Here is a 14,500-nt window from a genome sequence, read left to right on the forward strand (position 1 = left end):
GGGGTTGATGCATTGGAAGAAAAGACCAGGTTAGGGAGTTGCGGTTGGTTGTTGCAAGGTTGGCGTAATGCCCGTGGTTGCAGTTGCCAACGGCGCAGCAGTTAATGGAGCTAAGGTTGTAGTTGGCTGGGTTGTTGGCATCAACGATGGCACGGCCACCACATTTTGGCTTGGCGTTGCCGTCGTATCAGGAAACAGCAAGCTCATTGGGGGCAACTTGAAGAAATACAATACCCCTAAGAGCGCCGCCAACACAACCAACGAACCTAAAATGCCCCACCCCGATAAACCACCGCCTTCGGCCTTGGCAGCAGCGCGAGGCGCAGACGCAGCAGGGCGGGCATGAGCCTCGGCCATCGCTGGAGTCAAACGACCTGAAGCAGTCAGCGGCACGTGCTGTAGGGTTTCATCATCGTGCATACCAACTACCGCCATAGGCTTGGTGCCAGTTGGTCCAGCAGGCAACTCAAATTCCTCGGTGATCGGGTCGGCACTGCGGGCTGGCGTAGTCAATGGCTGGTTTAATAATGTTTCCAATAATGGATCATTAGCTTCAAGCTCATCAAGCTCGTCGACTTCGACCAACAAGGCAGTGATATTATCGTAGCCACCAACCCCATTGGCCAGATCGATCAGCTTTGGCACAATCTGATCGAATGGCAATGTATTGATCGTACGTAAAATGGTTGCCTCATCAACGAAGCCATGCAAGCCGTCAGACGAGATCAAAAAGCGATCGCCAACCTGAACAGGCTCGCGAAACACATCAACTTGAACCTCGCGTTGATGCCCAACGGCGCGGGTAATGATGTTTTTGATCTTCGATTGTGACGCTTGTTCGCGGGTCATTAAGCCTGCGCGAACTTGCTCTTCAACAAATGAGTGATCAACCGTAACTTGGCGCATCGAGTTATTGCGAATTAAATAGGCTCGACTATCGCCAACATTGGCCAGAAACGCTACATTTTTGAAAACCAGCAAGGCCACCGAGGTGGTTCCCATATTGCCACGGCCACGGTCAAACACAGCCTGATTCGCACTCACGATAGACGTAGTGAGGGCCTTGGGAATATCGGTTTGAACAACGTTCGGAAATGTTGCCAACATGGTTTGCACAGCCGTTTGACTGGCGACTTCGCCAGCTAAATGACCGCCCATGCCATCGCAAACAACAAAAAGTTGGATTCCGTTTGGTAGCGGGTCGCCCACGCCATAGGCATCTTGGTTAACTTCGCGTGAACGCCCAATGTCGGTTTGTGCGCTGTGGCGTAGCTTCATCGATACTCCTGTCAATCCCGGGACGATTTACATCGTGAGTGTATCGGCGCGAGTATAGCATAGGCCGTACTATGCGGCAACAATTGATTCACGGCGTAAAATACATTTTGAGCTATTTTTGTTATTGTATTGATCATCTGGGTGAATGTCTATAGGCAGAAAGCCCAAAAAGCCCTGTGCTATAATTGCGCAATTAAAGATCCGCATGAAAGGTATTGGTTTTTTGTATGGCATTTGCAATCGGGATTGATCTCGGTGGTACCCATTTACGGGCTGCCTTAGTAGACCGAGAAGGTGAAATTCTTGCCCATGAACGGATTCGGACCGAAGCCCACGAAGGTGCCGAAGCAGTAGTTGGTCGGATTACGCAATTAATTAACGCCATGATCGCTGCGGCGAATGGTGAAACAATTGTCGGCGTTGGCATCGCCGCCCCAGGCCCGCTTAACCCTTTTACGGGCACGGTCATTACTATGCCCAATTTGCCAGGCTGGGAGAACTTTCCGATCCGCGAACGAATCGCCGCTCAAGTGCCCTTCCCCGTTGTGCTGGGCAACGATGCCAACCTTGCAGCAGTTGGCGAATGGTTGTTCGGTGGCGGGCGGGGCATGCAAAATATGATCTATGTCACAATTAGCACTGGCGTTGGCGGCGGCGTTATTTGCGATGGCCGTTTGTTGCTTGGCTACAATGGCTTTGCTGCCGAAGTTGGCCACATGGTGCTCGACCCTCACGGCTTTGCTCCAGCTACGCCTACGCCAGCAGGCTCGTGGGAAGCCTTGGCATCGGGCACGTTTTTGGCCTACCACGCCGCCGAAGCGATGCGCGCTGGCACGGAAACAGTGCTTAATCAATTAACAACCCCCGATGCAGTGACGACCCATCATTTGGATCTCGCGGCCCAACAAGGCGACGAGTTGGCAATTCGCTTGATCGAAAACGCTGGTTTTTGGTCGGGCATCGCCTTTGTCAATCTCTTGCATATGTTCAGCCCTGAGGCAATTTTCGTGGGTGGCGGGGTCTCCAACTTAGGCGATCGCCTGCTCAACCCAGCGCGGGCCGAAATTAGCAAACGCGCCTTGCCTGGCTATCGCAATGTGCCAATTCATCAAACCAAAATGGGCGATAACCTTGGCGTGCTCGGCGCAGCTGCCTATGCATTTAGCTCAGTCGAATTCGCCTAGTTCTCTGACAAGCCGCTCGGTTCCAAAGTATCCCGCCAACGCGTCTTTGGGTCTTGGCGGCTTGGCGTTTTTAGCACAAAGGATGTCAGCATGTCGCTTAGGATTCGCCGCAGTGAAATGACCTGCCCCGCGCATAGCCTCGCCATGATCAGCAAAGCAGCTGTTTCTGAGGCCGATGAAGTGATTATCGATTTGGAAGATGCGTGTGCAGTTTCACAAAAAATTGCTGCCCGCGCTACGGTTATTCAGGCCTTGCAAACGCTTGATTTTGGCCAAAAGCTGGTGGCGGTGAGGCCAAACGCTGTCCAAACTCATTATCACTATCGCGATGTGGTCGAAATTGTCGAGGCTGCTGGAGCCAAAATCGATGTGCTGGTGATTCCGAAAATCGAAACTGGCGATGATGTGCGCTTTGTTGATCGTTTGCTGAGCCAAATCGAAGCCAACATTGGCCTCGCTGTTGGTTCGATTAAGCTTGAAGTATTAATTGAAGGGACGCGGGCGTTGCAAGCAGTTGAGCAGATTGCTAACGCCTCGCCACGGTTGGAGAGCCTCATTTTCGGCTTGGCCGATTATGCAGGTGATTTGGGCGCACGTTCCGCTGACGATCAATGGGGCATATTTGCCTATCCCAAGCACAAAATGCTGGTTGCCGCCAAAGCGGCTGGGCTGGCGGCGATTGATAATGTAACGTTTGCCTTCCGCGACCCTGAAGCTTGCCAACGCGATGCTGAGCTGGCCGCTGCGATGGGTTTCGATGGCAAATGGGCAATTCATCCAGCCCAAGTGCCAATCATCAACCAAGCCTTTTTGCCAACTGCCGCCGAAATCGCCGAGGCCCAACGCTTAATCAACGCCTACGCCGCCGCCGATCAAGATGCAGGATTGGGCGCAATTGCAATTGATGATCAGATGATCGATGCGGCAAGCTTGCGGGTGCATGCCAAAAAATTAGCGCTCGCCCAACGCGCAGGCTTATTAGAATAGTTGATGAATGCTGGTGAAGCCCCCTCTCCCACTGAACGCGGGCGAGGAGGAGCCGACCATTGTATACCAACGAATTGTCCAAGAACCACACCATCAAAAGCCCCTCGCCCGTTGAACGGGAGAGGGGTTGGGGTGAGGGGATCTTAACAACCGACCTTTGAAAGTCAGCCCCCTCTCCCACTGAACGCGGGCGAGGAGGAGCCGACCATTGTATACCAACGAAAAATTGCGCCAAAACTACGGGATTAAAGCCCCTCGCCCATTCAACGGGCGAGGGGTTGGGGTGAGGGGAACGGATCTCACTAGCCATAACTCAATCAATTTCGTGCCTCATGATATACTGTGAGCAGACTGACATTGCAAGCCCTCACACATAGGACATAAAAAACACAATGGCTGAACAGACGCACATTCGCAACTTTAGCATTATCGCCCACGTCGATCATGGCAAAACTACCCTCTCGGATCGCCTGTTGGAAGTGACCCAAACCCTTTCATCACGCGAGATGCGTGCCCAAACCCTTGATGCCATGGATTTGGAACGCGAAAAGGGCATCACAATCAAGATGCACCCCGTCCGGCTAGAATATACTGCCAAGGATGGTCAACAATATGCCTTGCATATGATCGACTGCCCTGGTCACGTTGACTTTAGCTACGAAGTTTCACGCTCGTTGCAAGCCTGTGAAGGCGCATTGTTGATCGTTGATGCTTCGCAAGGCATCGAAGCCCAAACCTTGGCCAACGTCTACTTGGCTCTCGAAAACAATCTCGAAATTATTCCAATCTTGAATAAAATCGATTTGCCTGGGGCCGAGGTCGAGCGCGTTTCCGAGGAAGTCGAGCATGTGCTGGGCTTGCCGCGCGAAGAGATTATTTTGGCTTCAGGCAAGGAAGGCACCGGCGTGCCCGAAATTCTCGAAGCGATTGTCGCGCGCATTCCACCACCAAGAGGGAAAAACGAAGCGCCAGCTCGCGCTCTGATCTTCGATTCGCAATATAACGCCTACAAAGGGGTAATTGCCTATATTCGGGTGGTCGATGGCACGATTCGCACTGGCGATAAATTGCGCCTGATGGGTACTGACGTGCTGACCGAAGCGATGGAAATTGGCTTCTTCCGGCCCGGCATGGTTGCTGGTCAATCACTCAGCGCTGGCGAAGTCGGCTACATCGCGACGGGCTTGAAGTCGGTGCGCGATTGCCAAGTTGGCGATACGATCACCCTGATTGATAACCCTGCAACGGAAACCTTGGCTCCCTACGAACCAGCCAAACCAATGGTGTTTGCTGGCTTGTATCCCGTCGATTCAGGCGATTACACCTTGCTGCGCGATGCGCTCGATAAATTGCGCCTGAATGATGCAGCACTTTCCTTCGAGCCAGAAACCTCAGCCGCGTTGGGCTTTGGTTTTCGGGCTGGCTTCTTGGGCTTGCTGCACATGGAAATTGTCCAAGAACGCTTGGAACGCGAATACAACATCGACTTGTTGATTACCGCGCCAAGCGTGGAATATCAAGTATTGACCCATGCTGGCGAGATTTTGATCATCGATAATCCGTCGGAATTGCCCGATGTTGGCATGATTGATCAAATCGAAGAGCCAATGATGGCGATCAGCATTATCGTGCCAACCCGCTATATTGGCGTGGTGATGGAATTGGTCACTGGCAAGCGTGGCGTGTTCCAAAGCATGGATTATCTCGATAAAGAGCGGGTAGTGCTGAAGTACGAAATTCCACTTTCTGAAATTGTGGTCGATTTCTACGATTCGCTCAAATCGCGCACCCAAGGCTATGCCTCGCTGGATTATCATCTGAGCAGCTATCGCACTTCAGATTTGGTTAAGCTCGACGTATTGGTCAATGGCACGCCAGTCGATGCGCTTTCGATGATTACTCACCGCGATAATGCCTATCGCCAAGGCCGCCAATTGGTCGAAAAGCTGCAAAAGCTGATTCCACGCCAAATGTTTGAAGTGCCAATTCAAGCAGCAGTTGGCTCACGGGTCATCGCCCGCGAAACCATTCGCGCAATGCGCAAAGACGTGTTGTCGAAATGTTATGGTGGCGACATCAGCCGTAAGCGCAAGCTCTTGGAAAAGCAAAAAGAAGGCAAGAAGCGCATGAAGATGGTCGGCAACGTCGAAATTCCCCAAGATGCCTTTATGGCGGTCTTGAAGCTCGACAGCTAGACCAAAACCTCGCTTTTACGGCAACTCCACACTTTTTGATAAGTGTGGAGTTTTTTTGTGCCTGTGATACTTTGGCATGTTGAACGCGATTGCAGCTGAGCTTAACGGCGCAGATTAGCGCGAGCCTAGCGCTATTCATCGATCACTACGCTGCGTAATTCGGTATGAGCTACAAAGCGCTTGTATTTACCTATTGCAAAATTAATCAGCCCATAGCCAAGCACAACACCAATTGCATTCATTAACACATCATCAATGTGGGTAATTCGAAATTGATAGCCAAAGATTAAACCAGTCACTAACTGAATTGTTTCTGTACTGAAACCAACCAGCAGCGCAATAGCGAACACGCTTTGGATGCGGAGCTTTTTGAATAAGCGCAAAAATATCCCAAATGGAATGGTAAGAATGATGTTGAGTAGATACGATTTGAGTAATCTCAAGACTTCATCATGTTCATCAATCGCAAAATATTGTTGCTTAAAGGGAATCAGATAAATAGCTTCGCGATAAGGATAATTTTTGATAGTATCCCAGAACGTTATGCCATGATAATTTATTGGTAAACAGATTTGGGCAATTACGCCAAAGATATAGACTATGAAAAGACAATATAGGATTATTTTATATTTAGGTTTATCGTTTTTCAGCATCCATAATGCTAATGGAATAATGATAATCAGCGAATAGCCAAGAAATGCTAATGTTTCGCGTAGCATACCGTATCAATCATCCATGCTAAAACAGTCGAGTTCATAACTATGTGCAAGATCATTGAGGCTGGGTAGAGTTGAGCAATCTATGCGTGCAGGAATGGGGAGAAGAAGGCTAAATTGCGGCAGTTGCAAGCTCGCTGATGCTTAAATTGCGAATTTCTAAGGCTTGGGCTTGGTGCGCCAGCACGCCGCCACGCACAATTCCGCGGGATGAAACCTGAGCATATTGGTTATCGAGCCAGAGAATCAAGCCTAATTTGCTGGTTGGCAGATTGCGCGTTTTGAGCACCAATTGCTGATCAAGCCAAAATTCGACCCGATCGGCATACCAATCGATTTGATAGTGTTGCCAAGTATTCCATTTGAGCTGAATCGGCTGGCTACGCACGCCCAAAGCCAATTGCAGCAAGGGCAAGCAACAGCGTTGGCGCAGCCAGCTATTTTGGCTGAGCAAAACGGCCAAGGGAGCAAGTGGCAACAAAGCCAAACACAATGCCAAACGCGGCACAAAACTCATCGCGAGCCAGCCATTGCTCGCACCATTGGCAGTTAATTCAAGTTTGCTGGCCGCGCTTGCATAGAAAAACCACAACGCTTGGGGCAAGCGCAAACGCCGCAAGCCAGTACCAGCAGGATCATTCCACCAACCAAAGCCTGCTGTCCCCACAAAATGCTCAGGATCACCACAAAACTGGGCTTCGAGTTGCAAGCGAACTGGCGCATGCCAACGTAAATCAGCATTAACATAATCATCCAATTGCGCATCGCTATAAACTATGCGATCATGCTTGGTAAGGGCTAAGCGCACTCCAGCAGCAAGCTGCTGAATCTCAGCATTATTGGGTGTCCAAGCATGCCAGCGCCGCCCCCAAAACGAGCGAAAGGTCATTAGGAGACTCCTATGTCGCAAGCATTATTGATTTTTGATGGAACCTGCGATTTTTGCACCCGTGCCGCCCGTTGGATCAAAAAACTCGATCGCCAGCAACAAATCCGGATTGAGCCGTTTCAAAAAGCCGGCATTCCCGAATCGGTTGGCTTAACCTATGCTCAATGCGAGCAAGCAGCATGGCTGCAAACCAGTGATGGCACATTATGGCGCGGAGCTGGGTCGGTTAATGCTGCGCTGAGCATTGCAACTGGCAAGCGTTTGCCCTTGAGCTTGTACCAACTTTGGGGTATCCGCCAGATTCAAGATAGTGTCTACAAACTGGTTGTCAAATATCGCCATCGGATTCCAGGCGATACCCCGCATTGCCAACAGTTTCCGGCTGATTGCGCGCGCTAAGCAGCGTTCAGCTGTTCGAGCAGCCATTCGAGTGCTCGCTGCGCCGAAGCCTGCTTATTTCCCAGCCGATCGTAGGGCCAAATCTGCTGCTCGACCAAGGCTTGATTCGGCAAAGCCAAGCCTAAATACACTAAGCCGACTGGCTTTTCAGTGCTGCCGCCACCAGGCCCAGCAATGCCAGTCGTGCTTAGCCCAACCGTCGCGCCAAGTGCTTGGGCTGTGCCTTGCGCCATGGCTAAGGCCGTTTCTGCACTCACCGCGCCAACCGTTGCAAGGGTTGAAGCTGGCACATGCAAAAGCTGCTGTTTGGCACTGTTGGCATAGGCGATGATGCCGCCCAAATAGACCACAGAGCTGCCAGCAATGTTGGTCAGCCAATCGCCTAGCAAACCGCCAGTACACGATTCGGCGGTGGCGAGCGTCCATTGGCGTTGGGCCAAGGCCGTGATGACTGCTTGGGCTAAGGCGTGCGACATCGTTTTATCCCGCCCGCTGTTTGCCAAGTAATTGAAATGCCGTAAAGCCCAAATAAATAATAGCACCAATAATTAAGAGCTTGATTAGGCCCTTAAACAGCATTCCAACAAACAACAAGGCCAGAATGACCACAATAATTTGCACAAGTTTACGACTCATTATCGATTCCTTCTATGATAAGCCAATATCCCACGTGGCGGCGATTTCTTCTTTGGTGAATGAACGGAAGGCTAAAACCGTCGAGGTGCGCACAATCCCCTTCAGGCTGCCAATTTGGTCGGGCACGGTTTTGGCCAGTTGATCATAATCGGCCAAGCGCACAATTGCGATAATATCCCATTCTCCTGTAACCGAGTAAACCTCGGCCACACCTTCAATCGCGGTCAAACCAGCTGCTACCCCATTGGCGGCACTTGGTTCTGTTTGAATATGCACAAATGCGGTGATCATCGCTGGTTCCTCGCCATAGCATGCAAAAAATTCAGCTTATTTTAACATATTTGCCATGCGCCAAGCGTACAAGGGTTAATTATACAATCTCCTCACCCCCAAGCCCTCTCCCGTGGCGCGGGCGAGGGGCTTTTCGTTGCCTAGATTTTGCCATGAATTATCATGGAAACATGGTCTTTCATAATCTAGATCCCCCTCGCCGCGTTCAGTGGGCGAGGGGGCTTGGGGGGGTGAGGGCAGCTTAGGGTAACAAGCGCAGGCGTTGCAATGTCACTGTTTGTTGCTCAGCGCCCGCCACCACCGGATCAAGCCGCAGCATGCCAATTTGGCCTTGCCAAGTTGGAATTTGGCTCAGATCGAGGGTATAGGTATGCAGCGCGCCATCACCAATCACATCCCACGCAACTGAATGATCTTCGGTTGCGCCTTCGCCTGGAGCCATCCAATACAGTTGGCCGTGTTGATTGGGCAAGCTGGTAGCCATAGTGATTTCCAGTTTGCGCCATTGAGCGCTATCAAGCGTGATGCGTGGGCTAAGCAAATGCGGGTCTTGCTCGGGCACAAATTGCCAAGCATCAACCCACGTCGTTCCAGCGATAAAATTCTCGCGCCAACCCAAACTCCAATCTTGCCAATGCCAATCGGGCGCACCTTGAGGAATGGGATCGAGCTTGAAGTAGCTGGCATGGGTCAGGGTAATTGGCTGCGCTTGGTGCAAAAATGGCGCAAAGCATTCAGCCACTGCCTGCGGCTCTAAGCCATAGCGTTCGAGCAAAATTGGGCTAGGCGCAACTGCCTGCTGATCGAGCCAAACCGGATAGCCAGAGCTAGTGGTATCGACAATTTTGGCGCTAATTTCCAAGCAGCCATGCTGCCAATCGCCAGGACTAACACTGAGTGGCAGACTATTTGGGCGAGCAAATTCATATTCTGCATACAAGGCTTGCAAGCCATTTGGCACGAGATAAAAATCATTGCTGCTGCCAATTTGGGCCAATTCAGTAATGATCATGCGATCTTGATCGTTGGCAGCATCGCCGTTGGCTTTAATCTGCCAGCCATTGCTTAAGGCCATGCCAACTAAGGCTGCACTGAGGGCTGGCTGCCACCAAGGCCAACGCTGCAAGCTGATCGTATGCAGCGCCAGCGTAATCAACAAGGCCCACGGCGGCAAGCAGGCAATCCAAAACTCAATATTATCTGGCTCCCACCAGCCAAAAAAGAGGCTGTAGCTGACCAACCACGTTGTGGCCAGCAAAACCAGCGCGCGCGATTGCCGCCACATGGGCCGCCAACGCCAGCCAATCAGGCCAAGGCTGGCCAGCAAGACCACGCCACCAAGCCAGCCGTGAATCGTATGCTGCCAACCGCTGAGCAAATTGCCAACGCTCGTCGCGCTTGGCGTAGCGCCCCACAAACCAGTATTGGCATATTCAAACAGCCATTGTTGAATTTGCTGCCAGCTGCGAAAGCCGCTCAAGCCAAACATCACAAGCGCATAGCTGCCACCAACCACCAACAAGCCAACCAAAGCATAGTGGATGAATGCCCGCCAGCGTTGGCCCCATGGCGTGGATTGCCAATTGGCACTCAGCCAAACCGCCAGCACTGGCAGCAACCACAACACATTGGTTTGATGAAAGAGAATCGCGCCACTATGCGCCAAGCCAAGCCAGCGCCATAGCTTCACGTTTTGGGGCGTTTCCACTAAGCGCAGCAACAAACCAGTGGCCATAATCAAAAATAAACCAGCCAAGGTATAAACTTCGACCTCAACCGCGTAATACCACCAAGCGTATGCGCCGCCAACCAACACGCTGCCAATGGTGGCCAACCATGTGCGCTTCGTCAGGCGATAAAGCAAACTCCACCAAATGATTACGCCGCTTGCGCCAGCCAACACGTTGAGCACTTGCAACGGCCCAAATGCCATGCCCTGATAGCCTACAACCTGACTGAATCCATACACAATTTCGCCAAGCGGCCCATACAACAAATGATGGGGATGAAACGATTCGCGCCAAGGCTTGGCTTGCACCGCCGTGGCATACGAATAGGCATCGAAGGTATGAATTTGCGTAAGCGTTAGGCTATAGAGAAGTACGAGGCCCAGCCACGCCAAACCAAGCTTTAAGCGAAATTGTTGCTGCATTGCGGTATCCAAAAAGCGTGCTAAAACAATGACACAGCCTGTTGTTACAGACTGTGCCATAGTACCATTGAATGACGTTCAGTTTATTTGGTCGTCCAAGGCAGATAGACTTTATAGCTAACTGCTGGAGCGGTCACGATAACCGTACCTTGCATATTGCTGTGCAACGTACAGACATAGCTGAAGCTACCAACCTCATCAAAAGTTACTGCATAATCTTGGTTTTGGCTCAGGTTGCCCGACCCCCACGTGAATGGAGTTTGGCTGCGGGTTGTGTTGTGAGGAGCGCTATCAAGGTTGCGCCAGAGCACACTCGTGCCCAAGGTAACCGTAATTGGCGTTGGGCTAAAGCGGAAGTTTTGAATGTTGACGGTTTGGGTTGCGGTGTAGGCAAAGTTTTGAGTTACGCTCTGATTGAGTGCAACCGTGACTGTTGCCACTTGAGTTTCCAAGGCCATCAAATCGCTCGCGATGGTGTAGGTGCCTGTCGCTAAGGTCAAGCTATAGACCCCTTGAGCATTGGTTTCGGTCGTCACGTTGCCTGGGTTAGCGGTAATTACCGCGCCAGCGCGGCCAGTGCCGTTGAGGGTCACTGTGCCGGTTGCCGTACCGGTTGGGCCACCACCAAACGCAAAATCTTCGGTAGCAACTTGGCCTTTGACAATCGTCACTTGGCGGGTAATTGGATCTTGGCCTGGCACAGTTACGGTGGCGGCATACACGCCTGATGGCAAGCTGGTGCTATAGACACCAGTGGTTTTGCCAAATTCAACCACGCCAACGCTGTTTTCCAAGCGTACGGTAGCTGAGGTTGCGGCAGTGCCATTAACCGTGATGCTGCCTTGCAAGGTTGGGGCAATTGCAGTCAAGGCATTGACATAGCCATGGCCAAAGGTGTTGTTTGGAATGCTTGAGCCAGGCACGCCACCACAGGTTTGGGTTGAAGGCGCAGCGGTTGCGGTTTCTTGCAAGATTGCGCGAGTCAGATCAACTTGGCCTTGCAATTCTGGGCGAGCCGACCACAACAAGGCAACCACGCCAACCACGTGCGGGCTAGCCATACTCGTGCCTGAGCTTGAGCCATAGCTCGTATCGCTGCCATTGGTCGCTGAACGAACCGACGAGCCTGGGGCTGAAATATCAGGGCCGAGTCGGCTGACACCGTTGTTGGTGGCAGGGCCACGGCTGCTGAAACTTGAGATCGCGCCAGTTGAAGTGTGTGAACCAACCGTAAAGCTTTCTGGGTAGATTGCTACTGGCGTGGTAATTGTGGCACAGCTGCTGCCATCGTTACCAGCCGAAGCTACAAACATAATCCCAGCATTGGTCACGTTTTGAACTGAGGTCTGAATACCATCAGCAGGCGTATTGTTACAGCCTTCTTCTGGTGGACAACCCCATGAGTTGTTGATGACGTGTGGGGCTTTGCTTGGGTCGCCTTGAGCGCTGGTGCCAGCGCTTGGGAATGGAGCAAGCATCCAGTCGATACAGCGAATGTAGGTTGCAGGTGTCCCAGCACCAGCATCCATGTTGCGGCAGGCAATCCACTTCGCACCAGGCGCAACCCCAATTTGTTCGCCGGTGCCATTATCACCAACCACCGTCCCAACGGTGTGCGTCCCGTGTGAGTTATCGTCACATGGTGCGTTAATCGCAATCCCACAGGGGTTGGTGCCACCACCTAACGAGGTACGAATGCCGTCGTACCAGTTGTAATCGTGGCTGGCAGTTGTCCCATCCCAGCCGCGATATTTGTTCTTGATCGCAGCGTGGGTCCAGCGAACGCCAGTATCTTCGCCAGCAATCACGATGCCTTGGCCATTAATACCCTTGGCCCAAACTTGAGGAGCTTTCACATAATCAACACCCCAGGTCGTGGTATTGACTGCTTGTGGTGCTGGGCTAGTTTCAGCAACAGGCTTTTCAACCTTGACCACAATCGTATCTTCGATTAATTGCTTGACGCTGGCTTGTTCGGCCAACCATTGAGCGCTGGCTAAATCAAGCGTCGCATACACGGCGTTGACCGAAAGAAAGCCTTCTGATTGAATTCCACGGTTGCTGAGTTCGTTTAGGAGCGGGGTTTGATCGCGTTGGGCTTGTTGGCGCAAGGCGGCGACAACGGCAGCACCTTTGGCTTCTTTGCTTGCTAAGCGATCAGCGAAGTTGGTGTCGACTTGGTTTTGCAACAATACCAAGGTTGGCACTTGTTGACCTGCATTCAGCTTGGCCAGTAGGGCTGAATCGGCCTTGTTGGCCAAGCGATCGGGTGTGTTGGCGGCGGCGCTTGGCAGACAAAAGCCCGCTAACACCATCAGGAGAATGAATGGTTTGAACAGACGCATAGGCTCCCCACAACAGGTAAAAGATATTAACTTAGCTGCAAGTATAGCAAACTTTTGGGCATGGTAAAATAGCATGATGCTGATAGATTGCGACATGCTTGAAATGGACGATTATGGAAGATTTTTTGCGCCGAGCAGCGGCGGATTTACATATTGGGGTTGAACAAACCAGCCCAACCACGTGGACATTAACTATTCCTGGCAGCTTGGCTCGGGTTTTTGGCAAAGAAACAGTCTTGGTCACAACTGATAAACAAGTTGCGGCGCTCGACCCTGATCTACAATTGCTTTCGCCCAATTCATCGTTAACCTTGCGCCTCGCCGAGCAGTTGCGTTCGCGTGGGCGGCCAACCCACCGCGCGCGCTTGGAATGGTATCCTGATCAGGCTAGCTTGTTGGCCGATGTGCAGCAAGCACAGCTGATTCAAGGCCCAGCCTTGCAGATTAGCGCCTTGCAACAGCATATCGTGCTGCGGATTACCTTCCGCATTCGCTTTGAACGCGAGGTGATCGAAGAAAAAATGGTAGCTTGTTGTGTCGATTATGAAACTGGCCAAGTTTGGCCAACGGTTACCGACATCACCAATTTGCGTGAGCAATTAACGCCCTTGCCCACAACCGGCCTAACCGAGGAGCACGTGAATGTCGCCTTGCACCATGCTCGGCGCTGGCTCGAACGCTTGCTCTACCCGCAAAAAGCCCTGCACGAAGCCCAACTTGCCCAATTGCTGGCGGTCGAAAAAGCGCGCATCAACGCCTTCTACGATGCACTAGAGGAAGATTCAGGCTTAGCGTTGGGGGCCAAAGAGGGCGAATCGAACAAACAATACGCCCTCGAAGAAGAACGCAAACGCTTGCTTGATGAGCAAGAATATCGCTACGCGCTTTCGCTGGCCGCCGAAACGGTGAGCGTCGCGACCCTCCACGTGCCAGTTTTGCACATTGGCAGCAAACAACAAGCCCAATTAATCGCGATCTCGCCCTTATTTGAGCCAATGATTCAATTGCCCCATTGCCAAGCCTGTGGCCGGCAAGCAAGCTTAGTGCAACACAAAAATCAACTTGTTTGCAATGTTTGCCATCAAGTGCTCGCGCAATAATGGTTTTTTTTGAGCCAATTTTAGTTTCCTCACCCCCAACCTCTTTCAAGGGTCGGTTGTTAAAAAAGCGTGGTGGTTAAATATTCCCTCACCCCCCAGCCCACGAAAACGCGGGCGAGGGGGAACACCCGTTTTTACCAAGGATTTTTGCAAGAACCACGGCGTTAAAGCCCCTCGCCCGCGCCACGGGCGAGGGGTTGGGGTGAGGGGATCTTAACTACCTCCCCTTGAAAGTTTAAGGGCGGACAGGGACGCTCAACCAGGGGATACAGCACGACCTCGGTTTGGTATACTGGATGGTGACGAAACCAAACCCAGAGCAAAACCG

Annotated in this window: 13 protein-coding genes; 5 read left to right on the top strand and 8 right to left on the bottom strand. The window is 51.8% G+C overall.

Annotated features, from left to right (window positions below; genetic code table 11):
* Positions 1–30 precede the first annotated feature (30 nt).
* Positions 31–1,278 (bottom strand): Stp1/IreP family PP2C-type Ser/Thr phosphatase, encoded by a 1,248-nt coding sequence (locus tag JOD20_RS11485; RefSeq protein ID WP_204755395.1) that lies wholly within the window; start codon positions 1,276–1,278, stop codon positions 31–33.
* A gap of 227 nt (positions 1,279–1,505) precedes the next feature.
* Between JOD20_RS11485 and JOD20_RS11490 the strand changes: the two genes are divergently transcribed.
* The 3 genes from JOD20_RS11490 (at position 1,506) to lepA (ending at position 5,644) form a co-directional block, all read left to right on the top strand.
* On the top strand, positions 1,506–2,462 hold the full coding sequence (locus tag JOD20_RS11490) for an ROK family protein (protein ID WP_204755396.1): 957 nt from the start codon (positions 1,506–1,508) through the stop codon (positions 2,460–2,462).
* 90 nt (positions 2,463–2,552) lie between these two features.
* The gene (locus JOD20_RS11495; RefSeq protein ID WP_204755397.1) at positions 2,553–3,449 is read left to right on the top strand and encodes an HpcH/HpaI aldolase/citrate lyase family protein; all 897 of its coding nucleotides are present in this window, start codon (positions 2,553–2,555) and stop codon (positions 3,447–3,449) included.
* Positions 3,450–3,841: 392 nt separating this feature from the next.
* On the top strand, positions 3,842–5,644 hold the full coding sequence (gene lepA / locus JOD20_RS11500) for a translation elongation factor 4 (protein WP_204755398.1): 1,803 nt from the start codon (positions 3,842–3,844) through the stop codon (positions 5,642–5,644).
* A 131-nt stretch (positions 5,645–5,775) separates the two neighbouring features.
* Here the strand turns inward: lepA and JOD20_RS11505 are convergent, their stop codons facing one another.
* Positions 5,776–6,363: a VanZ family protein gene (locus JOD20_RS11505; RefSeq protein WP_204755399.1), complete on the bottom strand. Its 588-nt coding sequence runs from the start codon at positions 6,361–6,363 to the stop codon at positions 5,776–5,778.
* Between the two features lie 109 nt (positions 6,364–6,472).
* The gene (locus JOD20_RS11510; protein WP_204755400.1) at positions 6,473–7,249 is read right to left on the bottom strand and encodes a hypothetical protein; all 777 of its coding nucleotides are present in this window, start codon (positions 7,247–7,249) and stop codon (positions 6,473–6,475) included.
* 12 nt (positions 7,250–7,261) lie between these two features.
* On the opposite strand from JOD20_RS11510, the gene JOD20_RS11515 reads away from it, so the two are divergent.
* On the top strand, positions 7,262–7,648 hold the full coding sequence (locus JOD20_RS11515) for a thiol-disulfide oxidoreductase DCC family protein (RefSeq protein WP_204755401.1): 387 nt from the start codon (positions 7,262–7,264) through the stop codon (positions 7,646–7,648).
* On the opposite strand, the gene JOD20_RS11520 is transcribed toward JOD20_RS11515, so the two are convergent.
* The 5 genes from JOD20_RS11520 to JOD20_RS11540 form a co-directional block, all read right to left on the bottom strand.
* A complete protein-coding gene (locus JOD20_RS11520; protein ID WP_204755402.1) occupies positions 7,645–8,124 on the bottom strand; it encodes a CinA family protein in 480 nt (159 codons plus the stop codon). The two genes, JOD20_RS11515 and JOD20_RS11520, sit on opposite strands and share 4 nt — an antisense overlap.
* A 4-nt stretch (positions 8,125–8,128) precedes the next feature.
* Positions 8,129–8,284 carry a hypothetical protein gene (locus JOD20_RS11525; RefSeq protein ID WP_204755403.1) on the bottom strand — a complete coding sequence of 52 codons (156 nt, stop codon included), beginning with the start codon at positions 8,282–8,284 and terminating at the stop codon, positions 8,129–8,131.
* A 12-nt stretch (positions 8,285–8,296) separates the two neighbouring features.
* The gene (locus tag JOD20_RS11530) at positions 8,297–8,575 is read right to left on the bottom strand and encodes an Lrp/AsnC family transcriptional regulator (protein WP_012190730.1); all 279 of its coding nucleotides are present in this window, start codon (positions 8,573–8,575) and stop codon (positions 8,297–8,299) included.
* 241 nt (positions 8,576–8,816) lie between these two features.
* Positions 8,817–10,727, bottom strand: coding sequence for a hypothetical protein (locus tag JOD20_RS11535; RefSeq protein ID WP_204755404.1), 1,911 nt, complete (start codon positions 10,725–10,727; stop codon positions 8,817–8,819).
* 83 nt (positions 10,728–10,810) lie between these two features.
* The gene (locus JOD20_RS11540; protein ID WP_204755405.1) at positions 10,811–13,072 is read right to left on the bottom strand and encodes a S8 family serine peptidase; all 2,262 of its coding nucleotides are present in this window, start codon (positions 13,070–13,072) and stop codon (positions 10,811–10,813) included.
* A gap of 113 nt (positions 13,073–13,185) precedes the next feature.
* Between JOD20_RS11540 and JOD20_RS11545 the strand changes: the two genes are divergently transcribed.
* Entirely contained in the window at positions 13,186–14,172 is a 987-nt protein-coding gene (locus JOD20_RS11545) for a hypothetical protein (RefSeq protein WP_204755406.1), read from the top strand.
* Positions 14,173–14,500 lie beyond the last annotated feature (328 nt).

It is taken from the genome of Herpetosiphon giganteus (assembly GCF_016907925.1).
Classification (GTDB): Bacteria; Chloroflexota; Chloroflexia; order Chloroflexales; family Herpetosiphonaceae; genus Herpetosiphon; species Herpetosiphon giganteus.